The following is a 25,855-nucleotide window of genomic DNA, read 5'->3' on the forward strand; positions in this document are numbered from 1 at the left end:
GTATAGTTACTAAACTAATTGGACAAAAAAATAATGCTCCGTCCTGAAGATTCTTTAAATTTTTATTTTTTTAAAAAAGTGATCAATTTCTCGATACAGGTATCGAATACTTCGATTTCCTGCTCGGTCAGCTGCTCCTGGAGCTGATTGTAGAAGGCGCGATGCACTTCTTCGTGGGCCGCCTGCGCGTCCTTCCCTTTACCGGTAAGCGAAATCAGCGTTCCCCGGGAATCTTCCGGATGCGGTGAACGCGCCACCAGGTCCTTGGCCTCCAGACGCACAATAAGCTGAGTCACCGCTCCTTTTGTGATTTCCAGCCTCCCGGCCAGTTCGCTCATAAGAATGCCGCCCTCGGTTCCGATCGCCTCGATCGTGTGGATTTCACTGGGAGTGAGCGGGCCTGCGCTTCCGAAAGTCTGCGGCCGCCGTTCAAGCCGGCGGAGCTGCAGGATCAGACGGCCGAGGCTGCGGCCGCCGCTATTGTCGCCCGTTCTGTTGTTAGTCTGAGAAGTTCTATTCTTTTCCATAAAATTAGTATAGTTCCTAAACCATCTGCTGTCAAAGCTAATCTGCTATAATGGGTGAGAAGGGCTTACGCTTCTTCCATATAACCGGCAAGGAGAACTGCGGACCATGATCATCCAATTCATTCGCTATCGTTAATGAAAGGTACAGCTAAGCCAAACTCTCCCGTTTTTTTGCGAACGGTTCAGGGTTTGTTTATCTGTGCCTTTTTCATTCAACTATTCGAATGAACGGGGTGTTTTTGGCATGTCCACTCATAGAAACAGAAACGAGGCTGCTCAGCTCTTGGCGGCCCATGAAACGATATTCAGTTGTCCGGTCTGCGGCGGGCAGATGACGATACTGGAGGGAAAAAGCCTGCGCTGCGGCGTGGGGCACAATTTCGATCTCGCGAGAGAAGGATACCTGCATCTGCTGCCGCAAGCCGTTAAGACCAAATACGGCAAAAATCTTTTTGCGGCCCGGAAAACCGTCAACGAAAACGGGCTTTTCGATCCGGTACGCGATTATATCGGCGAACGGATAACGGAGGCCGTGTTACCGGATAAACGGCACCGTAAAATCCGGCTATTGGATGCCGGCTGCGGGGAGGGCTCGCTTTTATCCGGCATAAGAAAGCGGCTGAGCGGCCGGACGGGCGCCGATTTATTGGCGGTCGGCATGGATTTGGCGAAGGAGGGGGTCCGGCTGGCGTCCAAAGGAGATGCGGGTGCGCTGTGGTGCGCCGCAGATCTTGCGAACGCGCCGTTTAAGACGGCCGGATTCGACGTGATTCTGAACGTCCTGTCGCCTTCCAATTATGCGGAGTTCCGCAGACTGCTGGACGAAGACGGGCTGCTGATCAAGGTCGTCCCGGAAGAAAACTATCTGCGTGAAATCCGTCAAATGTTATACGCCGGCACGGTCCGGGAGTTTTTCGCGAGCGGTCCCGCCGTTGAACGGTTCCGGGAACGCTTCAGGATACTGGACAGCCGGCGCCTCCGGTATTCCTGGCGATTTGGCCCCGAACTGCTGGAGCCTCTGCTGAGCATGACGCCTTTAGCCTGGGGAGCCCGGGATGAACGGCTGCGGGAAGCTTCGGCCATGGCGATAGATGAAGTCACGGTGGACGTAACCGTTCTCTGGGGCAAACCTTTATAACCCGGATTAATTCCGCCGGAATCCGGTAAAATCCAAGCGGCTCTGCGATCTGGCAGGGCTGCTTTTTTTTGCAGAGAAGGGAATACTACGGACACCCCAATCACATTCGGAAACCGGAGGTTTTTATGAGAAAAATGGTGTTGACCTGGCTGCTGTTTACGCTATTTCTGGCCGCCGAATCGGCGGAAGCGAAGACGAACGTCTACTCGCCTCGGCAGGTATGCAATGATTCGGATACACGTTCAAGCAAATAACGCCTTTGTACCTACACTTGTGTCCATGCAGCCGCTAATTTCCAATATCTGAAACCGACCCTAAGAGCCTACCTCCACGGGCGAAAACTTGATATACTTAAAAAGTTTTTTATCATATCTGTGCAAAAAATAACCGACAAGCGAGGTACTCCATGATTGATTTTTTACAAGGTATGATTAATCTGTTGAACGACCTTCTGTGGTCCAAATTGTTGATTGTCCTGTTGATCGGCATCGGTCTTTATTTTACGTACCGATCGAAATTTATGCAGTTTCGCATGATCCGGGAAATGCTGCGGGTGCTGTTCGAGTCCAAAAGCGGCTCCGGCGACAATATTTCGCCTTTCCAAGCGTTCTGCATCAGTATGGCGGCCCGCGTAGGAACCGGGAACATTACCGGGGTGGCCATCGCTGTCGCTTTGGGGGGTCCCGGCGCGGTATTCTGGATGTGGGTCATCGCGCTTATCGGCTCGGCTTCCAGCTTCGTCGAAAGCACGCTGGCGCAGGTTTACAAAATCAAGGATAAGAACGGTTTCCGCGGAGGACCGGCTTATTATATGCAGACGGGGTTGAAGAAGCGCTGGATGGGAGCGTTGTTCGCCGTCCTGATTACGATTTCTTTCGGTCTGGTGTTTAATGCGGTCCAGTCCAATACGATTACGATCGCGTTCGAAAATTCCTTCGGCACGGACCGTCTGACAGTCGGCATCATTATGACGCTGATTCTCGGAGCGATTATTTTCGGCGGTGTCAAACGGATTGCAAAAATGTCCGAGTACATCGTTATTGTGCTGGCGGTCCTGTATATCGGGGTCGCCGTGTTCGTGGTGCTGATGAATATAACGAAAATGCCCGAAGTCCTCGCTTTGATCGTGAAAAACGCCTTCGGTATCGAGCAGATAGCGGGCGGCTCGCTCGGAGCCGCGCTGCTCCAGGGAGTGAAGCGCGGCCTGTTCTCCAACGAAGCGGGGATGGGAAGCGCGCCGAACGCCGCGGCGACGGCAACGACGTCCCATCCGGCGAAGCAGGGGCTGATCCAGTCTTTCGGCGTGTTGACCGATACGCTGATCATCTGTACGAGCACGGCTTTTATCGTGCTGCTTTCCGGAGCGTACACCGATCCGAGCCTCAACGGCATCGAGCTTACGCAGGCCGCCTTGAGCGTCCATATCGGGTCGTGGGCGTCCGGCTTCCTCGCGATCATGGTGTTTCTTTTCGCGTTCAGCACACTGCTGGGCAACTATTACTACGGGGAAACGAACATCGAATTCCTCCATTCCAATAAAGCTTGGGTCCGGCTTTACCGGATCGCGGTTTTGGCCATGGTTATTTTCGGCTCCGTCGCCAAGGTCCAGGTCGTCTGGGATCTGGCCGACTTGTTTATGGGCCTGATGGTCGTGGTCAATCTGATTGCGATCACCTGGCTATCCAAAATCGCTTTTGCGGTATTAAACGACTATGTGAAACAGAAAAAAGCGGGCAAAGATCCGGTCTTCACGAAAGACCGCGTACCCGGTCTGGAAGAGATCGAATGCTGGGAATCGGCCCCGGCTGCGTCCGGTTCGGATCAAGCGCGTCCGTAAAAGCGTCCGACAGGCTCCAGTCCTGTTAATCCAAGCATCCTAGTAAGGCGTCTGGCATTTATGCCCGGCGTCTTTTTTGCGTTAAAAAGGTGCGCCGCCCCATTGACTGTTTCGTTCGCGAGGTTATTTAACGAGATACTATTTACTAATAAATTATTAGATGTTAAAATATATGCATGGGAGATGAATATTATCTTGTCTGAAAAATTACAAAGCAAAATCGCCATAATAACAGGCGGAGCTTCCGGAATCGGCAAAGGTATGGCTCGCGATGCCAATCAGAGAAGCGATCCGGGCGATTTCCCGCGTGGCGGCTGTCCGAAATCCCGATGAGAAGACTCGGCGAGCTTGAAAACGACTATTGGCCGTGTGGCCGTATTCGTGGCCAGCGAAGATTCGGCTTATATTACGGGACAGACCATCATGGTTGACGGTGGGGCGACGAAGCTGAGATAATCGGCGAAGCCATCCTAACTTGACCCGATGAAGCAGCCCTGCTTGTATGACTACCCTCTATCAAGGAGGCTACTTTGGATAAAAACGATATTTTCAAGCTGATTCATACAGTCGAGCTGTTCACGAACGAAGCGATCATCCGCTGGACCAAATCTTTTGAGCCGAACATTGGGATTTCTCCCATTATCACTCTGTCCGAGCTCAAGCAGAACGGCCCTCAGAAGCAGAGCGTGCTGGCAAGCAAGCTGGGATACACGCCAGGAGCCATGACCAACATTGCGGGCAGGCTCACAAAGCTGGGACTCGCGGAGCGGCGCTATAACGAGAACGACCGGCGCAACGTGTTCCTGGCGATTACGGACCAGGGAATTACCGTCCTCCGGGAAGCTCAGCAGAAAGGCAAGGAACTCCGAATCGAGTTGTTCCAAGTGCTGAACGAGGAAGAGATTCAACAGTTCCTATCCATTTACGAGAAGCTGCTTAAGAACATCAAGGAGCAAGAATAACTAACTACAGGGGGTCAACAAGATGGGAAGAGTACAAGGTAAAGTGGCTTTAGTGACAGGCGGGGCATCCGGCATTGGTCTATCCGCGGCAGCACTGCTTGCGCGAGAAGGGGCTAAAGTCGTCATCGGTGATTTTAACGCCGAAGGCGCGAGAGAAGCGGCCGAGAAGATCAAGAGCGAGGGCGGCGAAGCGGCAGGCGTCTTCCTGGATGCTTCCAACGAACAGTCGATCCGCGATGCCGTTGATTTTACAGTCGAACAGTACGGGGCTCTGAACGTTCTTTTTAACAACGTGGGCCTGACCAATTTAAAAAAAGACGTCGATGTCGTAAACATGGATCTCGAAGAGTGGGACCGGCTTATGAACGTGAATACAAAAAGCGTCCTGCTGGGCAGCCGGTTCGCGATTCCGCATATGATCAAAGCCGGGGGCGGCTCGATCATCAATACGGCCTCGATGGCGGCTTTCGCCTCGGATGCCGTACGTTCGGCGTACGGAGCCTCCAAGGCGGCCGTAGTGAATCTGACCCGGTATATCGCGACCCAGTACGGCAAGGACAACATCCGCTGCAACGGAGTCGCGCCGGGTCTGATTTTGACGCCTGCCGCGAAGAACAACATGCCGCAGCCGGTGCTGGACATTTTCGCCAAGTACAATGCCCTGCCGTACCACGGTGAAGCGGACGATATCGGCTACACCGTGCTGTTCCTGGCCTCGGACGAGTCGAAGTTTATCACCGGCCAGACGATCCAGGTAGAGGGCGGGCACTATTTGGCGAATCCGACCGTTCCGGATTTTAAAGCGTTTATGGCCCAGGTCGCAGGAGCGCCTCAGTCTTAAGCGGCCGCAGACGGCATCGTGCCGGGGCCATGCGGCCGGTGCCGTTTTAGCGGGGCTGAGCGTGTTGATGTAATGCGTTGGCGCTGAGTAAAAAAGAAAAAAGCTGACACTGTTGAATTAGCGGCGTCAGCTTTTTTTCTTTGGAAAACTAAAGAATCTTTAATTAAATAATAGATAAAATGCGATCTCTTACCTAAAGTTGCTCCTTTGGTTAAACCAGAACACCAAGATGCTGCTTCGCGTCGTATTCCTCCAGCGGTTCCCCGTTCTTCAAGCGGTGAATAAAGTCCGGATTGGAAAGGAGGGGACGGCCGAAAGCGGCCAGATCAATCGTTCCCTCGGCTAAAGCCTGCTCCGCCGTTTGGGAGTCCAGCGTTCCGACTCCGACGATAACGCCGTCCCAATATTTGCGTACGAGCTGGTGCATCGTCTTTCCGTCCGCAAGTACCCGGGTGAACTGCATGGTGGAAGGATGGATCATGGTCGCGCCCGCTTCCCGGAACGCCTCCGTGAAGGTACGGATGGCGCTGTCCGGATCCGGCCACATATAATTCGGGTCATCGACTTTGAGGGCGGAAAAGCGGATCAGCGTTCTGTCCGAACCGATCGCGTCGATAACCGCCTTCAGCACTTCTTTCGTCAGCGTTAATCGCTGCGCAAGGTCGCCGCCGTACCGGTCTGTCCGGCGGTTGCTTGCATCCGAATTGAACTGGTCGATGAGATATCCGTGCGCACCGTGGATTTCGACGCCATCGAAGCCGGCTTCAATCGCGTTTCGGGCCGCCTGTGCGAATTGGCCTACCAGCTCTTGAATGTCCGTGAGGGTCATCTCTTCGGGAGTGTCATAAGGCTTGCGCAGCCGGGCTACATTTCCTTCCGCCCGAATGGCGGACGGGGCCTGCGGCGGCAAATCGCCGGCAAGCTCATGATGAGACAAGCGGCCCACGTGCCAAATCTGGGCGATAATCGTGCCGCCCTCCGCATGTACGCCCTCGGTTACTTTCCTCCACCCTTCGATCTGCTCCCGGGTGTAGAGGCCGGGTACCCCGGGATTCCCTTTGCCGCGGGGGCTGACCACAATGCCTTCGGAAATGATCAGACCGACTCCGTCCGCCGCCCGTTTCCGGTAATACCGCGCCACGTCGTCTCCGACGACGCCTGTCTTGTCATCCGCGAAACAGCGGGTCATCGGAGCCATGGCCGTGCGGGTTTGAAGGCTCCAGGCTCCGATTTTCGCCGGTTCGAACAGCTTGCTCTCCGGACCGTCCTGCAATTTCCCCCAAGTGCTTATGCCGGTTGCTTCAAAGATTTCTTTGTCTTCAGCCATCGTAACTCTCCTCCGTTTTTTGATAATTTTATATTTTTGCAAATACCGAAATAGAAAGTAAAACGGTTTACTCGTGGAGCAGATAAGGCGCGTATCGTTCAAGAACGTGCCTCTGTACGTGGTAGTAACGGAACGTTCCCTCCTTACGGACGGCAATCACGCCGCATTCGAGCAGCGGTTTCAAGTGATGCGTCAATGTGGAGGCGGCCGTGATCCTTAACTGCGCGGCCATCTCCTGACACGCGAGCTCGCGCCGCTTAACCAGCGTCTTGACGATCTGCAGACGCGTGATTTCACCGAGAGCTTTGTAGACTTTAACCGCACAATCATCGGTCACTGCGTAAAACCCGCTTTCAGGAAATCGTTGTATTTTAGTATTTCTGGAAATAGCGTAATATAATAGGAATTAAATGTAAATAGTTCTTCGGTACTGGTAAATGGAAGATTGCAGGAAAAGTTGGTTAAACGATTGCGGTTAATGCGGCGGGATAAAGTGAGTTTGGAGAGGGTTCCGGAATGGCGCTTATCATCTCCGAAAAAATAAAAAACCTCCGGTTTGGACCGGAGGTTTGCCGCAAAATCTTATTTTACACCCTTCATGTAGCCTTGAATTTTCGGAGACAGCACGTAGAGCAGCAGGCTGAGCACAATGGCGGCTCCGCCGATGACGCCGAAATAAAGCATCTCCGTCTCGGGCGTATAGAACTTGACGATCTGCGCGTTGATCGCCTGGGCCGCCGCGTTGGACAGGAACCACAGGCTCATCGTCTGAGCCGTAAAGGCCGCAGGCGCAAGCTTCGTCGTAGCGGACAGGCCGACCGGCGACAAGCACAGTTCGCCGACTACGACGATGAAGTAGCTGAGCACCAGCCACAGCGGATTCACCAGAGCGTCACCGCCGAAATAGGCCGGCAGCAGGATGACGAGGAAGGACAAGCCGGCGAACAGCAGGCCGAGCGAGAACTTCTTCGGAATCGTCGGCTGGCGGTCGCCGAGCCGCATCCACAGCCACGCGAAGACAGGCGCGAATACGATAATGAACAGCGGGTTGAGCGACTGGAACCAGGCCGGCGAAATGTTCAGGCCCATGAAGTCCAGCTGGGTCCGTTTATCCGCGTAGTTGGCCAGAATCGTGGAGCCCTGCTCCTGAATGGCCCAGAACATGATCGACGCGATAAACAGCGGGATATAAGCCACGAGCCGCGAGCGTTCTACGGCAGTAGTTTTGGGGCTTCTGTACATAACGATGAAGTAAATCGTCGGAATCAGAAGACCGAGCACCCCGATCAGCTTGATAAACGTGGAGAAGGTCAGCAGGCCCGCCGGGATGGCGATGGCAACCAGGATGGCCACGACGACGATTCCGATTCCCATAATCGTGAAGACTTTCTTCTTCTCGGCCGGCGACATCGGGTTGGCCACAATGGTTCCGGCAAGCCCGAGGTTCTTTTTCTTGGTCAGAACGAACAAGACCAGCCCGAGGAACATCCCGATAGCCGCCAGGCCGAATCCGAGGTGGAAGTTCTTCATTCCCACCGTTCCCACGATAAGCGGAGAGAGGAAGCCGCCGAGATTAATTCCCATATAGAAAATACTGAAGCCGGAATCGCGGCGGGTATCCTGTTCGCTGTAGATTTCACCTACGACACTGGATACGTTAGGCTTGAGCAGCCCGGTGCCGAGCACGATCAGCACCATCGAGACGAAGAAGAGAGCGACGTTCCCCGGCACGGCCAGCACGAGATGCCCGAACATGATCAGAATCCCGCCGTAGAACACGGCCCGTGAAGTCCCGAGCAGCCGGTCGGCGAGCCAGCCTCCTATAATCCCCGACATATACACGAGGGAACCGTAAATGGACACAATGGCCAGTGCGGTTCCTTCCGGGAAGCCGAGACCGCCGCGGGTCACTTCGTAATACATGTAGAAAACAAGGATGGCTTTCATTCCGTAATAGGAAAACCGCTCCCAAAACTCGGTAAAAAATAAGGTGAACAGTCCCTTGGGATGTCCGAAAAACCCCTTTTGGGGTACACTTTCTACGATTTTTTGCTTGTCGATAGCCGGCATATACCAATCTCCCCTGTTTAAACGATTCTCTTTTTGGGCGGAGCCAAGTAAGTTTTTCCCACAAGATATAATACCCAGGTGTCATAAGTTACAATCTCGGAGGGCAAAGAATGCTTATAATGACGTGATGGGTGCAAGAGGGTACTCTATCAGATTACTAGAAAAATGCTATTCAAGTCAAAAATGTAAATTATGGAAGTAAAAATTAGACCGATAAAAGTAAAAATCTTGCACGTGTAAGGATGTATAATCCCGTATGATGGAAAAGATAACGCTTTCATTAAGTTTTGATAAAATGGTGGAGGTATGCCCATGTACCGTTGGACAAAAACATCTTATCTTGCCGTGATCCTCTGTTTTTCCCTTGTATTCACGCTGCTCGGCGCAGGGGCGCGCCAGGCCCGGGCGGAGGACCCTTATGACGGCATGCGCTTGAAGCTGCTGCATTTGATTCTGGGGGACGATCAATACTCCCTTCCCGTTTCGGACCCCGTGCTCCGCAGCAAGCTCGCCAAAATGGACAGCGCCGTTTCTTCGTGTGCGGCGGCTTCGGCTCCCTGTTCCAGCGGTAAAGGAGTTTGGGATATCCTGAACCGCGGTGCGGACCGGACTTATTTGTGGGTCGACCTCCCTTTTACCAGCACGGACAGTTATACAAAATCGGGCGACATCACCAATTCGTACAACCGCCTGCTTTCCATGATTACGGTTTACTACACCCCGGGTTCTTCCTTTTACGGAAATCCGGCTCTGAAAAATGACGTGCTGAGCGCTCTCGACTGGCTTTATGCGCAGAAGTACAACACGACCGTGGCTCCTTACGGCAACTGGTACCACTGGCAGATCGGCGTGCCCCAGGCGCTGACCAAGATCGGCATCCTGATGCGGGACGATTTAACCGCTGCCCAGCTAACGAATTATATGAGTGCGGTGAACCGGTTTATTCCTGACTCGGCGGCAAGAACGGTGAGCGGAAGTCCGGTTATGACCGGAGCCAATCTGCTCGACCAGGCCATTTCGGTCGCATACCGGGGGATTCTGGTGAAGGATGCCGCGAAAATAACGAACGCGAGGGACGCGCTCGGCAGCGTCTTTGCGTACGTGAATCCGGCTTCAGCTCCGAACACGCCGGCCCGCGACGGCTTTTACCAGGACGGTTCCTTTATCCAGCATGCGGCTATGCCTTACATCGGCGGTTACGGAACCGCCCTGCTCAACGATATCGGAATCCTGCTTTACGCGCTGGAAGGTACCCAGTGGGACGTGACTGATGCCGGCAAATGGAACGCTTACAAGTGGGTGTTCGATTCCGTGGAGCCGTTTATTTATGACGGCAATGTGATGGATATGGTGCGGGGAAGGAACATTGCCTTCGGGCCTGCACTGGGAAATGCGGACACCGGACCGGTCTTGACCGGCAAAGGCCTCATCGCCTCCATAGGTTACCTTCTGCTCACGGCTCCGTCCACGAATGAACAGATGGGGGAGAAGTACCCGGATAACCCGAAACAGGCCATTCAGGGCATGTTGAAATACTGGTTAAGCAAGGATACCTCCAATCAGATTCTGGACTCTTCCTCGATGTACCAGTATTTGCAGCTCAAGCAGATTGTGAATTCGGCGGTTCCGTCCAGAGGAGAGAAGACGGGAACCTCGATCTACGCGAACCAGGACCGAGCCGTGCACCTGCGCCCGGGCTTCGGCTTCGGGCTCAGCCTGTCGTCCAACCGGGTCGATAAATACGAATCCGGCAATAAAAACAACGTACAGGGCTGGTATACCGGGGACGGGATGACTTACCTGTACAACGCCGACAGCGGCCAGTACGACAACTTCTGGCCGACGGTAAACCGGTACCGGCTCCCGGGGACCACCGTCGATACGCAGAAGCGCACGAACAGCAGCAACTGGACGAGCTACCTGAGCCCGAACCGGTGGGCGGGCGGAGCGGAGCTGCTGGGAACTTACGGCGCCGCCGGAATGGACCTGAAATCGCCGGGCGATATCGGAAGCGGAGGAGCCATTCTGACTCCGTCCAATCTGACGGCGAAGAAATCGTGGTTCATGTTCGATGACGAGATCGTATCGCTCGGAGCGGGCATCACGAATTCCGGCCAGACCGGCAGCGGCTGGGACGGCTCTCCCCGTAAGGTGGAGACGATCGTGGAGAACCGCCGGATCACCGGCGGCAACGAGTTTACCGTGAACGGAACGGCCCAGCCTGCGGCTTCCGGCTGGTCGGCGGCCCTGCCCGGAACGAACTGGGCGTATCTGAAGGGCAACACGGACGGGGAATCGTCCAGCGTAGGATACTACTTCCCGGGATCAGCCGCCTTGAAGGCTTCCCGTGAAACTAGAACCGGCTCCTGGAACGAGATTAACGAAGCGACCCCAGACGTGTACAACGTGATGGGGACGGAAGATTCCTACGTCCGTTCCAATGAAGGGAATCATGGCGCAGAGCCGACGCTAGTTGTCAAAAACGACGCCAACGGCTACGCCAGAGAAACGTATCTGAAATTCGATTTAACGAATTTCGTGCCCGGGCAGGTCCAGTTCGACAGCGCGAAAGTTACGCTTGTCCCTACTGTGATCGGACCTACGGCTAAAGCGGTCCAGCATACGGCGGAATGGGTTCCCGACAACTCCTGGACGGAAACCGGCCTGCTCTGGACGAACAAACCGTCTTCGAATCCGCTTAGTCCGGTCCGGCAGTGGTCGGGCATGCAGGCGGGAACTCCCGTCACGATCGACGTGTCCCAGCCGCTGCAGAACGCCCTGGCGAACAACCAGAAGGTGTTCTCCCTGCGCATCTATGCCTCGTCGCCTGCGGATCCGGACGGAACGGTTGCCTACGCAAGCCGCGAGAATCCGAATTCGAGCTACCGCCCCAAGCTGGTCTTGAGCGGCTACAAGGAAATAAAAAGCGCCGATTACCTGGCACTTTGGCTGGACCACGGCGTTAATCCGTCTAATGCTTCCTACGGCTATGTCACACTGCCGAATCGCGGCCGGGCGCAGGTACAGAGCTATGCCGCCAATCCGGACATTGCTATTCTGGAAAACACGACGGCGGCGCAGGCGGTTAAAGAGAAGACCTTAAACCTGGTCGCCGCGAATTTCTGGCAGGACGGCATGAAGACGGTCAAGGCGGACGGAGCCGATTTCCTGACCGTGGATAAAAAGGCCTCTGTTCTGGTCAAAGAAAGCGCCGACGGACTGGACGTCTCCGTGTCAGACCCGACCCAGCAGAACAGCGGCAAGATCCAGGTCGAAATCAACCGGAGCTACAGCGGCGCGGTCTTCCTGGATCCGGGGATTCAGGTTACCCAGTACAGCCCGACGCTGAAGCTTTCGGTGGACGTGAGCGGTACTTACGGCAGAACGTTTCACGCGAAGTTTTCGAACGCCGCCGCCACCCTGCTTTCGTCCAAAGGAGACGCGACCGTACGGGACGGAAGCTATGCCGGCACGAACTACGGAACCGCCGGCTTCATGGAAGTGAAGAACGAAGCGGTGAGCTACAACCGCAGCGCGCTCGTGCAGTTTGACCTTTCGTCTTATACGGGAACGGCCGGTCGCGCAGCGATTGTCCTGACACCTATTGATGCACCGGCTAAGGCCGTCACCCATCAGGCGAGACTCGTTTCCGCGCAGTGGGACGAGAATACGCTGACATGGAGCACCAAACCTGTGCCGGGTCTGCCTCTGGCCGAATGGAAAGTGCCTGCCGCCGGGAGCCCCGTCATGATCGACGTTTCGGAGGCGGTGCGGCGTGCCCTGGCCTCCGGGGACAAGAGGATTGCCGTTGAAATCCGTTCTCTCACCAACGGCTCCGACACGTACGTCAGCTATGCGAGCAAGGAAAATGCGGCCGCCGCCAGCCGGCCTGTTTTGAAAATCACGGCTCCATAGCCATAGAAACCAGACTTCTATGTATACCGTTCAGGTCTCTCTTTTGAATAAAAGAAGAGCTGCCCCGTGGTCATCGGACCTATCGGGGCAGCTTTTTATTTTAGGGGTCTGCCGTTTCTTCTAGTCATTTGAGCACACAAGAATGTTGAAACGATTGCGGCGTGCCCTTACGGTCCCGAGGACTGCACCGGTTACTTGGAATCGAGCTTAATTTCTTGGACAGCCCCTCTAACCACTGTACCGCCGTCCACTGACGAGATGATCGTGCTGAAGAGGGAAGCCTTCTCGGCGGCCGCAAACAATCCGTTCTTTTTCACAAATTCGATGGCTTCTTCGACAGATTGTCCGTTTGCCTTGGCGATGACATCCAGAGTTCCGTCCTCTTTCAATTGGGCGATCAGTTCGTCGACGGTCAAGCCTTGCGCCTTGGCGAATTCCTCGAAGCTCAAGCTTGGAGGGAGCGTGATATCCTCTACGGTCTCGGCTGTTTGGCCGTTGCCGTTCATCACGTTTTTTTCTAAAAGCACGGCTTTGATGGTGTTCCTTGCAGTGCCGTCCGTTTTTCCGTCTCCCTGCTCCGCAGGGGAAAAAGTGCTGATGGCCAGAGCGTCACGGCTTGCGGCGAATAGTCCGTTTTTCTTTAAAAACTCGGCGGCCTCTTCAACGGTTTGTCCCTTTGCTTCGGCCAAATGGTCAAGCGTGCCGTCCTTTTTCAATTTTTCGATGAGCTGTTCGGCGGTCAGGCCTTGCTTTTTGGCAAATTCCTCGAAGCTGACGCCCTGAGGTAATTTAACCTCCTTGAAGACAGCTGTGCCGCCCTTTACTGTGGAGATCGAAGTGGTCGCTTTCGTGAATGCAGGGGTAGAAGCCTCAGGCTGCGCCGCATAAGCAGAGCCCGCCATTGCAAAAACCGCCAAAGCCATCGTTCCCATTGCCAACTTCTTTTTCATAGTGATTCCTCCCGAGTTTGGATCGCATCGCGATCGGATTGACCGGCTCTCTATCTGTGAATGTCGACTGTCGGGGCCGGCTACAGGTAAGACTATACAGGCCCATTGTGTTGGGAATATGGCAGCGGAGAAAGATTGCGGCAACGAAGAGAACGTCCGGAAATGGGCCGGAGCCTCAGGGCTTCAAGAGTTCCCAACTTCCAAAACTTACTAAGCTTCCAAAGCTTCCAAGGAAAAAAGCCGTTCCGGCTTCGGGAAGCGGAACGGCTTGGTCGGGACGGGTATGAGAAGGTGGATCAGACGGCAGGCAGGGTTAGCTTGAAAACCGTTCCTTTGGGCGATGTCTCCTGAAGGGCCAGCTCCCCGCCGTTGGCCTGGGCGAGCAGCCTGCTGAGGGGGAGGCCCAGACCGAGCCCCTGCTTCTTCTTCCTCCGGCTGTCGCCCCGGTAATATCTCTCGAAAATATGCGGCACTTCGGATTCCCTGATTCCGCTGCCGTTGTCTTTTACATCCACGTGAATCATGGAACCGAGGGGATAGGCGTGCACGGTGATCGAGGTTGAGCCCGCCGCCGTACTGTTCATAATCAAATTCATGAGCATTTGTTTAAGCTGCCCCTGATCCGCAAGCAGCCGGATTGTCTGCGCAGGGAGGACCGTCTCGACGCGAACATTGGCGCAGACGGGCAGGGAGCTTAGCTGCTGCGTAAGATGGGTCACGAGCCGGGAGAGATCCACCGTTGTCCTCTCGGAGTGGACAGCTCCCGCTTCCAGAGACGAGAACTCCAGCATATCGTCGATCATTTTCTGCATCCGCTTAGTTTCTTCGAGAGAGATCTCCAGAAATTCGTTCGCTTCGCCTCCGGTGACCACCTTGCCGTGGACGGCCTGGACCATCCCGCGGATGGAAGTGAGCGGAGTGCGCAGCTCATGCGACACTCCGGCGAGGAGATCGGTCCTCATCTGTTCCAGCTGCCGGAGCCGGGAGGTCATTTCGTTAAAGGAAGTAAATAGCTGCATAAGCTCTCTTTCTTTCATGGGGGCGACCGGCAGGACAGGAGCATAGTGCCCGTCGGCTACCTGCAGAGCGGCATTGGCTAGCTGCCGGAGCGGCCTCGTGAGCTTGCGGAGCAGCAGGTAAATGGCGGTCCAGCCGCCCAGCGCAAGACCCAGCGTAATCAGAACGGCGATCACGTAAGTCTGCCGGGTCTGTTCCGCATTGTCGGGTGTGGGCGTGCTCAGATACAGAGCGCCTATTACACTGCCGCGATCCATTAGCGGCACGCCTACCCGCAGCCAAGTCCGGTCGTTCAGGGAGAAGCTTTCGCGGTCGGTCTGCCCTTTCAGCACCGCAGCGTATCCGCCGGGGCGTTCCGCGTTGTCGTACTGGGCACCGCTGCTGCTGTACGTATCGAGGTTACCCTGCCTGTTAACGATCTGCATCATTTCATCGCCCAGAGGCCGTGCCACTTCAATCGGGCTGATGACATTAACGGAAGTGGTGGAGGGGGAGACTTTGACGGCCGGGTTCGCGCGCACTTCGGTGCGAATGCTTCCCTGAGTCTGAGCAGGGGAGCTTAATTGATAAAGCGTCATCACCCGGGCGTAGGAATCGGCGAGCTGCTCCGCTCTGGCCTGGAGCACCTCGTAACTTTGCCGGTTCGCATTGCTTGTGATCCAGACGCCCGCAATAAGACTGACGATGAGCAGGGTGATAAACAGAATCAGCGCATAGCGCCAGGTCCAGAAACGCAGCATGGGCATCGTTTGCGGTTGTGTTTGCGGTTTAGTGAACATGCAGCGAGTACCCCAATCCCCGTATGGTAAGAATTTCCCCTTCGGAAGGAGGCCAGTCCTGTAGGCACTGACGAAGCCGTTTGATCGTCGTGTCCACGGCGCGGTCGCCTCCTTCGTAGTCCATGCCCCACACCCGGTCGAGCAGCTGCTCGCGGCTGAAGCATTGGTTGGGATGCTTGATCAGAAAGGCGAGCAGGCTCCAGTCGCGCGGATACAGCGGCAGCAGCTTGTCATGCAAATGAACCGTGCACGCCGTAAAATCGACGACCAAGCTGCCCAGCCGGACAGTCCGGCTGTCCGCCATATAGGCGGAGCGTCGGAGCACCGCCTGCACCCGGGCGATCACCTCGTCGGGATCGAACGGCTTGGGGATGTAATCGTCCGCTCCCTGCTGGAGCCCTTGAAGCCGGTCCGGTACGGAACCGCGGGCCGTCAGGATAATGACCGGACAGCTTCCGTGCTGCCGGATCTGTTTCAGGACGTCCAGTCCGTCGAGGTCGGGCAGCATCAAATCCAGGAGAACCAGGTCAGGCTTCCAGGTCAGGAACAAGTCCCGCATGCCGCCGTCTCCGGGATTCCATTTTACGCTATAGGGTTCACGCTCCAGATAAGCCTGCAAAATGCGGGCAATCGGCGCTTCATCTTCGATAATCAGCACTTTTTTCATAGTCGGTCCGCTTCCTTTCTATCACCGTTAGTATATCAGCGGGAGAAGGCGGATGCCCTGGTAATAACTATACGGCGCTTCCTGCTCTCTAAACCCTCAGTTTAAAGATCTATTGTGTCAGAAAGATGGCAGATGGTCCGCTAAATATTTTTGCGATTTGTATACTTTTCTTCATTTCGATAGTTTAATAAGTGCAAATTCAATTGGTTTTTCTGGTAGGGCAGGTGAACTATGGAAGATGAACTGGTACGGATGTTTTACGTCAAAGGAAGAGTGATTTTAAAGATTTTAATGAAAATGGGCGCAGGAAAGGAGGATGCGGAAGACATTTTGCAAGATACGGTGCTCAAAGCTTTCACCTATATCGATTCTATTCCGGAAGAGCAGATGACGGCTTGGTTATACCGCGTGTCCGTTAACAGTTACTATACGTTGCATACCAAAAATAAGCGGCATATGACCTTTGCTGCACAGCAGTTTACCGAATGTTTGGCAGGAGAGGAGAAGGTGGAGCAGCATATTCTGCGGAATGAACACCGGCAGGAAATTATAAGCATATTAGATTCCCTCAAAGAGACGCACCGAACTCTCCTCGTTATGAAATATGGAATGGAACTGACGTACCGGGAGATTTCCGAGCTTTTGTTTTTATCCGAGCACCAGGTAAGAACCTACATGTATAGAGCCAGAAATCAATTTAAAGCAAGATGGGAGCTGAACCATGAATACGACGGAGAAAGATGAAAACGAGACTTCGGTTGAAAAACGATTAAGTGAAGGGTTTAAACAGACTTTAAGGAAAGCAAAAAAACGGACCTTGCTGAGAACCGTTCTCGTCAGTTTTTGTACAGCTCTTGTCCTATTGGTTTCTACGGTATTTTTTGTCGTCCCGTATGCTAAAGAGCAGGTCGACAGGAACGGCCGAAAGCTGCTTGACCAATTAAAAGCACGGTATCTGGTCAAAGGGGCAAATCAGTTTATGGATTCATTCAGATGGCAGAATGGAATATTTAACGGGGAAATGGAATTCTATACCTTCAAATACGTAAACGGCAAAAGGGTGTATACCGGAACTTGGCGTTATATGTACGGTATGCAGACGCCCGACGATACGTCGGGAGAAATAGCGGGACAAAAATTTTCTTCGGGAGGAGGCAACTCGTTAGAGTACACTGCAATGACTCAAGAGCAAGAAGATTATCTGCCCAGGTATAATCATGCGGGAGTAAAACAAATGGAATTTTACGATCCTTTTGTGGATTACAACAATCATTATAAGGATGACCTCAAGCTTCTGGATCAGATAGGGAAGGACAAATATGTGGAGATGGCGCTCTCGTTTGATAAATCTTATTCCTTGGACGAAGTCCGAACGATGATGTCTGCAGGGCCTAATCCTGTCTGGTATTGGGCAAATTCCCAGAAGGAAGAGGCTAGAAAAGCGAATAGTTATCAGCGGTACACAGAGAAGGGGAAAAATGGAGAGGACGTTGTTACTGAGAACTTCCCGTCTCCTATTTACGAAGATAACGCGATCGGCTTCCATGCGGTTAATCATTACGGGGAGCAGCTCCCCGACCCTGAACAATTTTTTATTCCGGCCTTAAAGAAAGCCAGAATGCAGTCCGATTACGATATAATGGCCGGTCCGGACAAAATACTGAGCAAGGACGATATCCATATTTTGGGGGTTGTGGTGACGGGAGAGCCGGAAACTTTAAAGCTTCTTCGGAACCGGTCCTATATTAAAGCGTCTTCTCTTGGTGTGGTAACCGATAAATACTAGATGCCGATACTAGCAAGCTGCAGGCCGAAATATTCCGGCACTCCCGAGCCGGGATGTTTTTGTGCCGCCTTGAAAACATTTTCTTTTAACCTAATCAATTATTTGAATACGGCTGGAGAAGGACAATGCGGCGGCTTGTAGAACGTAGTATCTGGGTAAAAAAACGGTTCCACGCTTTTTCCGGAGTTCATGAAGCTGCTGACTCGATGAAACGGTGTAAAGAGCTTTCAGTCATCGTAAGATTCGGTCTTTATGCCCATACAAAAAGAGAGACCGGCCATGCCGGGAACAGGAAAACAATTGGGGAGGAAACCGCTAATGAAATTGCGTTTCGAAGGAGATTTGACAGGTCTGCAACCGGGTCTTCAGGTATTGCTGCAGGAGCTTTCCGTCACGGAAGCGGAAGACGGGTTGAAAGTTGCCGTCGGGCCGTCTTCCGGCGATTTGGAAGTGGGCCTGGAGCCGGGATCGGCTTACATCCGTTACGGACAAAAGCATCAGTTTTACCGCGCGCTCGGTCTTCTTGTACAGCACGGACGCACCGGAGAGTCGTTCAGCATTCGGGAGAAGCAGCATCTGGACGTTGTCGGGCCTATGTTCGACTTGTCCCGCAACGGAGTACTGACGCTCGAAAGCTTTAAATTCATGATTCGCAAAATGGCGCTGATGGGCATGAATACGGTCATGCTGTATCTTGAGGACACGTATGAGATCGAAGGACAGCCTTATTTCGGATATATGCGCGGGCGCTACACGCAAGCGGAGCTGAAAGAGATCGACGATTACGCGGATCAATTCGGTATCGAAGCGTTCCCTAGCATCCAGACGCTTGCCCATCTGGAAGAGTTCCTGAAGTGGGAGCCCGTCAAGGAATACAAAGACACGAAGGGCGCCCTGCTTGTCGGCTACGACAAAACGGACGAGCTCGTCGAGAAGATGATCGAAGCGGCCAGCGCGCCGTTCCGCAGCCGTAAAATCCACATCGGCATGGACGAGGCGGAAGAGCTGGGCCGCGGCAAATATTTGGACAAGAACGGGTTTACGAGCCGTTTTGACATTATGGTCACGCACCTGGATAAGGTGCTGGAAATAACGCGCCGCCGCGGGCTGAAAGCGATGATGTGGAGCGATATGTTCCTCAAGCTGGCTTCCGGCACGGGCAGCGAGCATTACAACAAAGACACGCAAATTCCGGCCGAGATGGCCGCCCGTATTCCCAAAGACGTCGACCTGGTATATTGGGATTACGTGCATACCGAAGAAGCAGACTACGAAAGCCAGATTGCCCAGCACGCTCCGCTCGGCTGTAATCTCGTATACGCAGGCGGCGTTTGGGTGTTCAATACGTTCGGCGTGAACTACGGCTTGTCGCTGAAGGCGACCGACGCCGCGCTGCGGGTGAACAAGAAGCACGGCATTCGCGAAGCCTATGCGACCATGTGGGGCGACGACGGGATGGAGAGCAACCCGTACATCGCGCTGCTCGGTCTGCAGTTTTACGCGGAGCACGCGTATACGGAGGGCTCCCCGGACTGGGCCGTGCTCGCCGAGCGTGTGAAATTCTGCACCGGCCTTGAGGCGGACGCCTATCTCCAGATGAAGTACCTGGACGAAACGCCGGGTTCGGAGCCGGACAACCGCAAACAGAGCAATCCGTCGAAGTTCCTGCTGTACCAGGACGTGCTGCTCGGCTTGTTCGACAAGCAGATCGAAGGGCTGGAGATGGCCGCCCACTACGCGAAGGTGGAGCAGGACATCCGCAGCAGGCGCGACCCGGCCGCGGCGCTCGACTACATCTTCGACGTGCCGGAGAAGCTGGCCGGCGTGCTGAAGCGCAAGAGCGAGATCGGCATCGAGCTGAAGCGCGCTTATGATGCGGGCGATAAAAGCACGCTGAAGCGTATCGCGGAAGACGTGCTTCCGGAGATTGCGGAAGCGGTACGCGCCTTGCGGGCGGCCCACAGGAGCCAGTGGCTGAGCATGTTCAAGCCGTTCGGATGGGAAATCATCGACATCCGGTACGGCGGGGTGCTGAGCCGTCTGGATACGGCGTCCGTGCGGTTGCTGGACTACGCGGAAGGCCGGATCGGCCGGATCGAGGAGCTGGAGCAGGAGCGCCTGCTGTACAGCACGTCGAACCGGTTCACGAACAAAGGCGTCGGCTGGTGCAGCTTCTACTACCGGATGGCGTCGCCAAACGTCTTTTTCCACGTCATGAATCCGTTCTAAGCCAAGCCGGAATCTGGAATCGCCAAGATGTAAGGAAATAACGGAAGACCCGTCCTCGTCAGGAGAGGGGTCTTCTTTTTTTTTGCGGGAGTCCGCGTTTGCGGCTTTTCTTAATGTCGCCTTATGTCAAATTTAATGGAACGGGCATTGCTTTGATTTGTGACTTTGTGGCAGTATAAGAAAGTAGAATATTTTGGCAGGGAAAGCGGCTTTAAGCTTAAACATAGATAACGGTGATTTAATGAGATTCGGAATAAAGGAAGTGACGGCTTGAAGAAAGGAACCGTGATCATGCTCGGTGTCGTTCTGTGTCTGATTCTGTTCCTGATCGTCAACCGGAAAACAGAAGACGCTTCTCCGATGCCGGCACCTTCCGGGGAACCGGCCGGGCAGAATGGAAAAATCATCAACGTGCAGAATGAACGGCAGGCGTTGTATGCTTTTATAAAGACCCGCATGACGGGTCCATTCGGCGTGTTTACGAACCTCAAAGAAACGGATGAAGCCAAGGAGGCGGCTACGGGCCGCGAAGTGCTCAGCGAATCCGCCTCGCTTCAAATGAGGGAAGACGCACGATCCAAGCGAAAAGAAGAATTCGCTCAGCACTGGGCGCTTGCCAGACAGACGTTTGACCTGAAGCAGGGCTTCAGCTACCGGTACAGCCCCAAACAGCAGAAGAAATACCCGCTCAACGCGGCGGTGGACGATCTGCGGGTGATTCGGGCTCTGGCCGAGGCGGCCAAAGCCTTCGACGAACCGGCTTACGCCAAGGAAGCGGAAAAATACGGCAAGCGGTTCTACGAAACGAACGTGAAGGACGGCAGGCTTTACGACTTTTACGATGAAACGTACGGGATCACGAACAAGTTCGTGACGCTTTGCTATATCGACCTGCGGACGCTCGGCATGCTGCCTGTGCCCGATGCTTCCAAGCAAGCGCTTTTGGATAATATGAAAAGCCTTATCGCAAAAGGTTATTTGTCGGACGCGTTCCCTTTTTACGAGACACGGTTCGATTACGAGAAGAACGCCTACACCTCAGAGGGGATCAATATGGTGGAATCCCTGCTCACGGTGCTGCATTTGGCGGAAGCGGGTGAACCGAACCCGGCGAGTATCCGTTACATCAAGGAACATGTAAAAGCGGGGACCCTGTACGGCCGCTATACGAAAGAAGGCACGCCCGCCACTCAGGTGCAATCTACGGCAATCTACGCGATTGCGGCGATGATCGGCTCGGAGATCGGCGATGCATCGCTCTATCAGGACAGCATTCAGAGAATGAACGCCTATCAGGTGAAAGACGAAGGCAGCCCGCTTAACGGAGGCTTCGGCGATGCCGCATCCGGCCAGGCGTATTCCTTCGATAATCTCATGGCTCTGCTGGCTTATACCTACTAACTTACACAAAGGAAGGTGATCCGGATGACGACGGAAAAATCCATCAAAGAGCGGCTCCGTCTAGGTTTTATGCTGGCGGGACGTTATGTTTCCCCGGCTCTGCTGGCCGCTTTGGGTGTTCTGCTGATCACCGGCTTCGCCTTGTTTGTTCCTCCTTATATCGGAGTAGCCGATAACGGGGACTTTTTCCGCAGCATCTACAGTGAGGGCCTTTACTTCAATCTGCCGGATTACGACAGCCAGCGCTTCGGCTATTTCGTCAAGCAGTACGGCATTTACCAGTACTTTAACGAAAACGGCACGACTATAGTGTCATCCCAATCGCTCTTCATTAAAGCGGCGCTCCTGCTAAACCAGCTTCTGTTCAGCTCGGTTGTATTCGACATCCGCTTTCAGGCGCTGCTCTTTACGCTGCTGCTGACGGCTGCCGTGTATTTGCTGGTGGAAGCTCTGACCTGGAAAATAGCCAGGAAACAAGGCTATCTCATCGCGCTCCTGGCCATTTTTATGTTCGGAGACACGGGGTACACCGCCTACTTCAGTTCCTTCTTTGGCGAAAGCATCGTGTACGTGATGATGTTGTTCGTCTTCGCGTCCTGGCTGCTTTTGTACCGCAAAAGATACAACGATTACGCGGTGCTGGCACTGTTCGTAATAAGCACGCTTATCCTGACGACGTCCAAGCAGCAGAACGCCCCGGTCGGCATTATCGTCGCCTGCATGGCCGTGGTTCTCCTGTGGGTCCGCAAAGAGAAGCTCTTCCGGCTGCTAACGGCGGGATCGCTGGTGCTGCTGTTCGTATCGGGGGTGGCGACTTACGCCATGATTTCCAAGGAATTCGTGAACATCAACCAGTATCACGCCATGACGCGCGGGGTTCTGATGCAGTCCGCGAATCCCGAGGATACGCTGAAATCGTTCGAGATCGATAAGCAGTACGCGATCCTGAAAGGCAGCATTTTTTACGAACCTTACGCTACCGTAGACGTGAATTCACCCATGCTGGAAAAAGATTTTTACAGCCGCTACGGATTCGTTTCCATCCTGACTTACTATGTCACTCACCCGGACAAGCTGAGTTCCATGCTGAATGTCGCGGCCAAGGACGCTTTTACGATCCGGCCTAACGCGATGGGGAACTATGAAGCCTCCGCCGGAAAACCGTTCGGGACGCATGCGGGTTTCTTCTCCGGCTACAGTGTGATGAAGAAAGGATTGTCGCCGAAGACATACGGATTCATCGTGATCTGGATTGTCGTGCTCGTGGGTCTGTACATGCCTTCGTTTCTCGCCGCTTTCCGCGCCCGCGATCCCCGTCTCGCCCAGCGCCTGATTCTGATCGTCACGATGATTTTTATCGGCTTGGCGGGGATTCTCGTCTCGATCATCGGGGCGGGGGACGCGGATCTCGCGAAGCACGAATTTCTGTTCACGGTCGCGTTCGATCTCGTCACCTTTATGGCGGTATCGGATATTTTAAGCCGCCGGCTGATGCGTAATCACGATTACGCGCCGGATGAAGCGGATAAGATCCGCACCGGAACCGGGAAAGGTGGGAACGCGCTTGCGCAGCATCCAAGCCTATAAAATCAGCCTGCCGCTTCTGCTCCTGCTTGTTCTGCTGCTGATTCCGTTGCCTCACGCGTCCGCTGCCGGGTCCGAGCCCGTCAAGGTGCTGCTGCTCTACGACAGCCTGGCCAAAGGGACGCCGCGCGAGGGTAATGTGACGGTACTCCAGCAGCTGCTGGCCTCCTACCGTACGCAGGTTACCCTGTCGAGTATCGACCGGTACAAGCAGGGGACGATGCAGGCTTACGCCAATGTCATTACCGTCGTCAACGACGGGGATCTCCGGATAAGCAACCAGGCGTATCTCGACGATTTGTCCGCATATCCGGGAGCTTACCTTCATGTGGGGTATCAACTGCCGGCCCAAACGCGCGACAAGCTTTCCGCCGCAACGGAAAAAATCAGCCGCGACACCGCCGAGATCGCCGCGGACAAGCGGACGCAGGCGAACATCCCGGTCCGCGATATCGAGGTGCTGACGCAGACGGGCGGAAGCACGTATGGCACGATTACGCTCAGCGGAAGCGGGCGCAAGGCGCCCTTTAGCGCCGAGGCGGGCGGAACGGCGTATGTCCCTTATTTTCAGAAAGGGAATTTGAGCGAGCTTGCCATGGCCTCCGTGTTGAAGAAGTGGCTAGGTATAGAGGAGGACGGTCATGCCTATGTGGTCCTCAAAGAAATATATCCCTTCTCCGATCTGGATCTGCTGGAGGAGACGGCGGACAGGCTGTACGGAGCGGGAATTCCCTTTACGATCAGCATCCGGCCCGTATTCGGCAACACCGACTACCCGGCTATGCAGCGGTATGCGGAAGCGCTGAAATACGTGCAGACCCGCAACGGAAGCATTCTGGTCAACGCTCCGGTCGTCCTGGACGGAGTGAGCCGGGAGGGCGGCACCCTGCGGGAGAAGATGAACGGGTTTATCTCCGTTCTGGCGAAGGACGGGGTGGCTCCGCTCGGCGTCGGCACGGAGATGTACTGGGCGTACGACAAGGAGTACGCGAAGTCGGGTCTCGGCTTCTTCGACTCCGCGGTTCTTTTCCCGGACGTAAAGACGCTGTACATCGATCCGTCCGATACGTCGAAGCCTTTCGCGTCCGCTCCGTACAGTATGCCGATGAGTTTTCTGCGGCAGTTCGGCGCCGCGGACCGGTCGGTACCCGCCTTCCCGATGGATACCGCCGTCGTTTACGACTTTTTCGGGAGCAAAGAAGAGATGGAAGAGGCTGTCGGAATGCTGGGGACCTCCGGGATCCCGTTCGCGGATTATAAATCCGGAAGCCATGAGGTGAAGGCGGGAGATACCGTAGTCGCTTCGTCCCGCGGAACCGTTACGATCAACGGCAATCCGGTCAATACGGAATACACACCCCAAAAAATCAGCGCCGATTATGAATACGAGAAGAAACAGCAGCAGAGCCTGGCAGGGGCATTCAGCGTTCAGAACCGCATTTTTATCATCATTATTATGGTGTCCCTGGTTGTCTTCGGAGGTTTGATCGTGGTCGGATATCGTCTGTACCGCAAAAAATATTTGAAATAAGGAGCTCTCCATGACTATCTCAGACTACCTGATGGTGATAGCGGTCTTGTGCATCTGGTCCCTTCTTCTTGTTAACGTTCTGCTCATTATCGCGGGCTACTTCTATTACGTGCAAACCGAGAGAGAGCCTATGCCGGACATTCCGGCGGGAGAAGAGCCTTTCGTCACGATCATGGTCCCCGCTCACAACGAGGGCAAAGTGATCAGCCAGACGGTGGAAGCGCTGCTGGCGTTCGATTACCCCCAAGACCGGTATGAAATTATCGTGATCAACGACAATTCCTCGGACAACAGCGCGGAATTGCTGGCAGGCATCCAGGCGAGGAATCCCCGGCGCAATCTCATCATTATCAATACCGATTCCGTAACGGGAGGCAAAGGAAAATCCAACGCGCTCAACCTGGGATTCGCGCAGAGCAAGGGCGAGCTGATCGCCATTTACGACGCCGACAACACGCCGGAAAGAAAAGCGCTGCGGTACCTGGTGGCGGAAATCACGAACGACGCTTCCCTCGGGGCCGTCATCGGCAAGTTCCGCACCCGCAACCGGGACGTGAATCTGCTTACGCGCTTCATCAACATCGAGACGCTGTCGTTCCAGTGGATGGCGCAAGCCGGCAGGTGGAAGCTGTTCAAGCTGTGCACCATACCCGGCACCAACTTTATTATGCGGCGGCATATCGTGGAGAGCATCGGGGGCTGGGATGTGAAGGCGATCGCCGAGGATACCGAGATCAGCTTCCGGATCTACATGATGGGCTACCGGATCAAGTTCCAGCCGAAGGCCGTCACTTGGGAACAGGAGCCACAGACCGTCAAGGTGTGGTTCAAACAGCGGACCCGCTGGGCCAAGGGCAACATTTACGTGATCGTGAAGAACTGCAAGCTGCTCTTTCACCCCGAAGCGAAGAGGATCCGGTTCGATATCCTCTACCTGCTGTCGATCTATTTCCTCCTGGTGACGGCGCTCGTGACCTCCGACGTTCTGCTTGTGCTCAATGCGCTGGGTTATGTACATACGACCATCGCAAGCTTCAGTACGTTTTTATGGCTGCTGGCGGTCACGCTCTTTGTAGTAGGCACTTATGTTACGTTAACTACCGAAAAAGGTGAGATGAACCTCTCCAATGTCTGGATCATCATGCTCATGTACGTATCCTATTGCCAGATGTGGATGGCGGTCGCCGCTTACGGCCTTTATAACTATTTCAAGGATCAACTTTTCGGCCGGGAAGTAAAATGGTATAAAACCGAACGCTATTAAGGCGCTTAGGAAGATTTCAACGAAAAATCG

General features: G+C 54.4%; 21 protein-coding genes and 1 pseudogene. 15 read left to right on the forward strand and 7 right to left on the reverse strand.

All coding sequences use genetic code 11. The features are described from left to right. Nucleotides 1–62 precede the first annotated feature (62 nt). Nucleotides 63–527 (reverse strand): MarR family winged helix-turn-helix transcriptional regulator, encoded by a 465-nt coding sequence (locus ABH899_RS15530; RefSeq protein ID WP_369997792.1) that lies wholly within the window; start codon nucleotides 525–527, stop codon nucleotides 63–65. Nucleotides 528–771: 244 nt separating this feature from the next. Between ABH899_RS15530 and ABH899_RS15535 the strand changes: the two genes are divergently transcribed. The 7 genes and pseudogenes from ABH899_RS15535 (at nucleotide 772) to ABH899_RS15565 (ending at nucleotide 5,305) form a co-directional block, all read left to right on the forward strand. Further along, nucleotides 772–1,665, forward strand: coding sequence for a putative RNA methyltransferase (locus tag ABH899_RS15535; protein ID WP_369997796.1), 894 nt, complete (start codon nucleotides 772–774; stop codon nucleotides 1,663–1,665). 125 nt (nucleotides 1,666–1,790) lie between these two features. Next, nucleotides 1,791–1,919 carry a hypothetical protein gene (locus tag ABH899_RS15540; protein ID WP_369997799.1) on the forward strand — a complete coding sequence of 43 codons (129 nt, stop codon included), beginning with the start codon at nucleotides 1,791–1,793 and terminating at the stop codon, nucleotides 1,917–1,919. Nucleotides 1,920–2,071: 152 nt separating this feature from the next. Continuing rightward, the gene (locus ABH899_RS15545; RefSeq protein ID WP_009675983.1) at nucleotides 2,072–3,502 is read left to right on the forward strand and encodes an alanine/glycine:cation symporter family protein; all 1,431 of its coding nucleotides are present in this window, start codon (nucleotides 2,072–2,074) and stop codon (nucleotides 3,500–3,502) included. 60 nt (nucleotides 3,503–3,562) lie between these two features. After that, nucleotides 3,563–3,835 carry a hypothetical protein gene (locus ABH899_RS15550; protein WP_369997802.1) on the forward strand — a complete coding sequence of 91 codons (273 nt, stop codon included), beginning with the start codon at nucleotides 3,563–3,565 and terminating at the stop codon, nucleotides 3,833–3,835. Beyond that, nucleotides 3,817–3,958: pseudogene (locus ABH899_RS15555) on the forward strand (SDR family oxidoreductase); the annotation flags it as partial. The gene ABH899_RS15550 and the pseudogene ABH899_RS15555, both read left to right, overlap by 19 nt. Nucleotides 3,959–4,032: 74 nt before the next feature. Then, complete coding sequence (locus ABH899_RS15560) at nucleotides 4,033–4,464, forward strand: MarR family winged helix-turn-helix transcriptional regulator (protein WP_009675904.1); 432 nt, start codon at nucleotides 4,033–4,035, stop codon at nucleotides 4,462–4,464. Between the two features lie 22 nt (nucleotides 4,465–4,486). Beyond that, nucleotides 4,487–5,305, forward strand: a complete 819-nt coding sequence (locus ABH899_RS15565) for an SDR family NAD(P)-dependent oxidoreductase (protein WP_369997806.1) — start codon at nucleotides 4,487–4,489, stop codon at nucleotides 5,303–5,305. 211 nt (nucleotides 5,306–5,516) lie between these two features. Here ABH899_RS15565 and ABH899_RS15570 read toward each other — a convergent pair whose 3' ends face one another. The 3 genes from ABH899_RS15570 to ABH899_RS15580 all read right to left on the reverse strand — a co-directional run bounded on the left by ABH899_RS15570 (nucleotide 5,517) and on the right by ABH899_RS15580 (nucleotide 8,702). Continuing rightward, nucleotides 5,517–6,632, reverse strand: a complete 1,116-nt coding sequence (locus ABH899_RS15570; protein WP_369997808.1) for an alkene reductase — start codon at nucleotides 6,630–6,632, stop codon at nucleotides 5,517–5,519. A gap of 67 nt (nucleotides 6,633–6,699) precedes the next feature. Further along, entirely contained in the window at nucleotides 6,700–6,969 is a 270-nt protein-coding gene (locus ABH899_RS15575; RefSeq protein WP_369997811.1) for an ArsR/SmtB family transcription factor, read from the reverse strand. A gap of 245 nt (nucleotides 6,970–7,214) precedes the next feature. Then, a complete protein-coding gene (locus tag ABH899_RS15580) occupies nucleotides 7,215–8,702 on the reverse strand; it encodes a peptide MFS transporter (RefSeq protein ID WP_009675956.1) in 1,488 nt (495 codons plus the stop codon). 312 nt (nucleotides 8,703–9,014) lie between these two features. On the opposite strand from ABH899_RS15580, the gene ABH899_RS15585 reads away from it, so the two are divergent. Then, nucleotides 9,015–12,617 carry a polysaccharide lyase family 8 super-sandwich domain-containing protein gene (locus tag ABH899_RS15585; RefSeq protein ID WP_369997815.1) on the forward strand — a complete coding sequence of 1,201 codons (3,603 nt, stop codon included), beginning with the start codon at nucleotides 9,015–9,017 and terminating at the stop codon, nucleotides 12,615–12,617. Nucleotides 12,618–12,808: 191 nt separating this feature from the next. Here ABH899_RS15585 and ABH899_RS15590 read toward each other — a convergent pair whose 3' ends face one another. From ABH899_RS15590 to ABH899_RS15600, 3 genes are all read right to left on the reverse strand, one after another. Further along, entirely contained in the window at nucleotides 12,809–13,567 is a 759-nt protein-coding gene (locus tag ABH899_RS15590) for a hypothetical protein (RefSeq protein ID WP_369997817.1), read from the reverse strand. Between the two features lie 296 nt (nucleotides 13,568–13,863). Continuing rightward, complete coding sequence (locus tag ABH899_RS15595) at nucleotides 13,864–15,363, reverse strand: sensor histidine kinase (RefSeq protein ID WP_369997820.1); 1,500 nt, start codon at nucleotides 15,361–15,363, stop codon at nucleotides 13,864–13,866. Further along, entirely contained in the window at nucleotides 15,353–16,030 is a 678-nt protein-coding gene (locus ABH899_RS15600; RefSeq protein WP_369997823.1) for a response regulator transcription factor, read from the reverse strand. Before ABH899_RS15600 ends, ABH899_RS15595 begins: the two co-directional genes overlap by 11 nt. A 231-nt stretch (nucleotides 16,031–16,261) precedes the next feature. Here ABH899_RS15600 and ABH899_RS15605 point away from each other — a divergent pair, with 231 nt between their 5' ends. From ABH899_RS15605 to ABH899_RS15635, 7 genes are all read left to right on the forward strand, one after another. Beyond that, a complete protein-coding gene (locus ABH899_RS15605; RefSeq protein WP_369997826.1) occupies nucleotides 16,262–16,774 on the forward strand; it encodes an RNA polymerase sigma factor in 513 nt (170 codons plus the stop codon). Then, a complete protein-coding gene (locus ABH899_RS15610; protein ID WP_369997829.1) occupies nucleotides 16,752–17,816 on the forward strand; it encodes an anti sigma factor C-terminal domain-containing protein in 1,065 nt (354 codons plus the stop codon). The genes ABH899_RS15605 and ABH899_RS15610 overlap by 23 nt, the downstream gene beginning before the upstream one ends. 318 nt (nucleotides 17,817–18,134) lie before the next feature. Continuing rightward, on the forward strand, nucleotides 18,135–20,045 hold the full coding sequence (locus tag ABH899_RS15615; RefSeq protein WP_369997832.1) for a family 20 glycosylhydrolase: 1,911 nt from the start codon (nucleotides 18,135–18,137) through the stop codon (nucleotides 20,043–20,045). A 270-nt stretch (nucleotides 20,046–20,315) separates the two neighbouring features. Beyond that, a complete protein-coding gene (locus ABH899_RS15620; RefSeq protein ID WP_369997835.1) occupies nucleotides 20,316–21,446 on the forward strand; it encodes a hypothetical protein in 1,131 nt (376 codons plus the stop codon). A gap of 24 nt (nucleotides 21,447–21,470) precedes the next feature. Beyond that, on the forward strand, nucleotides 21,471–23,033 hold the full coding sequence (gene wsfD, locus ABH899_RS15625; protein ID WP_369997838.1) for a glycan biosynthesis hexose transferase WsfD: 1,563 nt from the start codon (nucleotides 21,471–21,473) through the stop codon (nucleotides 23,031–23,033). Further along, nucleotides 23,011–24,561 (forward strand): hypothetical protein, encoded by a 1,551-nt coding sequence (locus ABH899_RS15630; protein WP_369997841.1) that lies wholly within the window; start codon nucleotides 23,011–23,013, stop codon nucleotides 24,559–24,561. The genes wsfD and ABH899_RS15630 overlap by 23 nt, the downstream gene beginning before the upstream one ends. 10 nt (nucleotides 24,562–24,571) lie before the next feature. Then, nucleotides 24,572–25,825 carry a glycosyltransferase family 2 protein gene (locus ABH899_RS15635; protein ID WP_218230594.1) on the forward strand — a complete coding sequence of 418 codons (1,254 nt, stop codon included), beginning with the start codon at nucleotides 24,572–24,574 and terminating at the stop codon, nucleotides 25,823–25,825. Nucleotides 25,826–25,855: the final 30 nt, after the last annotated feature.

The organism is Paenibacillus sp. RC84, assembly GCF_041260495.1.
Taxonomy (GTDB): domain Bacteria; phylum Bacillota; class Bacilli; order Paenibacillales; family NBRC-103111; genus Paenibacillus_F.

Excerpts from the sequence above, each read along its gene's own strand:
- ABH899_RS15530 (WP_369997792.1), bottom strand. The coding sequence starts at position 527 with ATGGAAAAGAATAGAACTTCTCAGACTAACAACAGAACGGGCGACAAT.
- ABH899_RS15535 (WP_369997796.1), top strand. The coding sequence starts at position 772 with ATGTCCACTCATAGAAACAGAAACGAGGCTGCTCAGCTCTTGGCGGCC.
- ABH899_RS15540 (WP_369997799.1), top strand. The coding sequence starts at position 1,791 with ATGAGAAAAATGGTGTTGACCTGGCTGCTGTTTACGCTATTTCTGGCC.
- ABH899_RS15545 (WP_009675983.1), top strand. The coding sequence starts at position 2,072 with ATGATTGATTTTTTACAAGGTATGATTAATCTGTTGAACGACCTTCTG.
- ABH899_RS15550 (WP_369997802.1), top strand. The coding sequence starts at position 3,563 with ATGCCCGGCGTCTTTTTTGCGTTAAAAAGGTGCGCCGCCCCATTGACT.
- ABH899_RS15565 (WP_369997806.1), top strand. The coding sequence starts at position 4,487 with ATGGGAAGAGTACAAGGTAAAGTGGCTTTAGTGACAGGCGGGGCATCC.
- ABH899_RS15570 (WP_369997808.1), bottom strand. The coding sequence starts at position 6,632 with ATGGCTGAAGACAAAGAAATCTTTGAAGCAACCGGCATAAGCACTTGG.
- ABH899_RS15580 (WP_009675956.1), bottom strand. The coding sequence starts at position 8,702 with ATGCCGGCTATCGACAAGCAAAAAATCGTAGAAAGTGTACCCCAAAAG.
- ABH899_RS15585 (WP_369997815.1), top strand. The coding sequence starts at position 9,015 with ATGTACCGTTGGACAAAAACATCTTATCTTGCCGTGATCCTCTGTTTT.
- ABH899_RS15590 (WP_369997817.1), bottom strand. The coding sequence starts at position 13,567 with ATGAAAAAGAAGTTGGCAATGGGAACGATGGCTTTGGCGGTTTTTGCA.
- ABH899_RS15595 (WP_369997820.1), bottom strand. The coding sequence starts at position 15,363 with ATGTTCACTAAACCGCAAACACAACCGCAAACGATGCCCATGCTGCGT.
- ABH899_RS15600 (WP_369997823.1), bottom strand. The coding sequence starts at position 16,030 with ATGAAAAAAGTGCTGATTATCGAAGATGAAGCGCCGATTGCCCGCATT.
- ABH899_RS15605 (WP_369997826.1), top strand. The coding sequence starts at position 16,262 with ATGGAAGATGAACTGGTACGGATGTTTTACGTCAAAGGAAGAGTGATT.
- ABH899_RS15610 (WP_369997829.1), top strand. The coding sequence starts at position 16,752 with ATGAATACGACGGAGAAAGATGAAAACGAGACTTCGGTTGAAAAACGA.
- ABH899_RS15615 (WP_369997832.1), top strand. The coding sequence starts at position 18,135 with ATGAAATTGCGTTTCGAAGGAGATTTGACAGGTCTGCAACCGGGTCTT.
- wsfD (WP_369997838.1), top strand. The coding sequence starts at position 21,471 with ATGACGACGGAAAAATCCATCAAAGAGCGGCTCCGTCTAGGTTTTATG.
- ABH899_RS15635 (WP_218230594.1), top strand. The coding sequence starts at position 24,572 with ATGACTATCTCAGACTACCTGATGGTGATAGCGGTCTTGTGCATCTGG.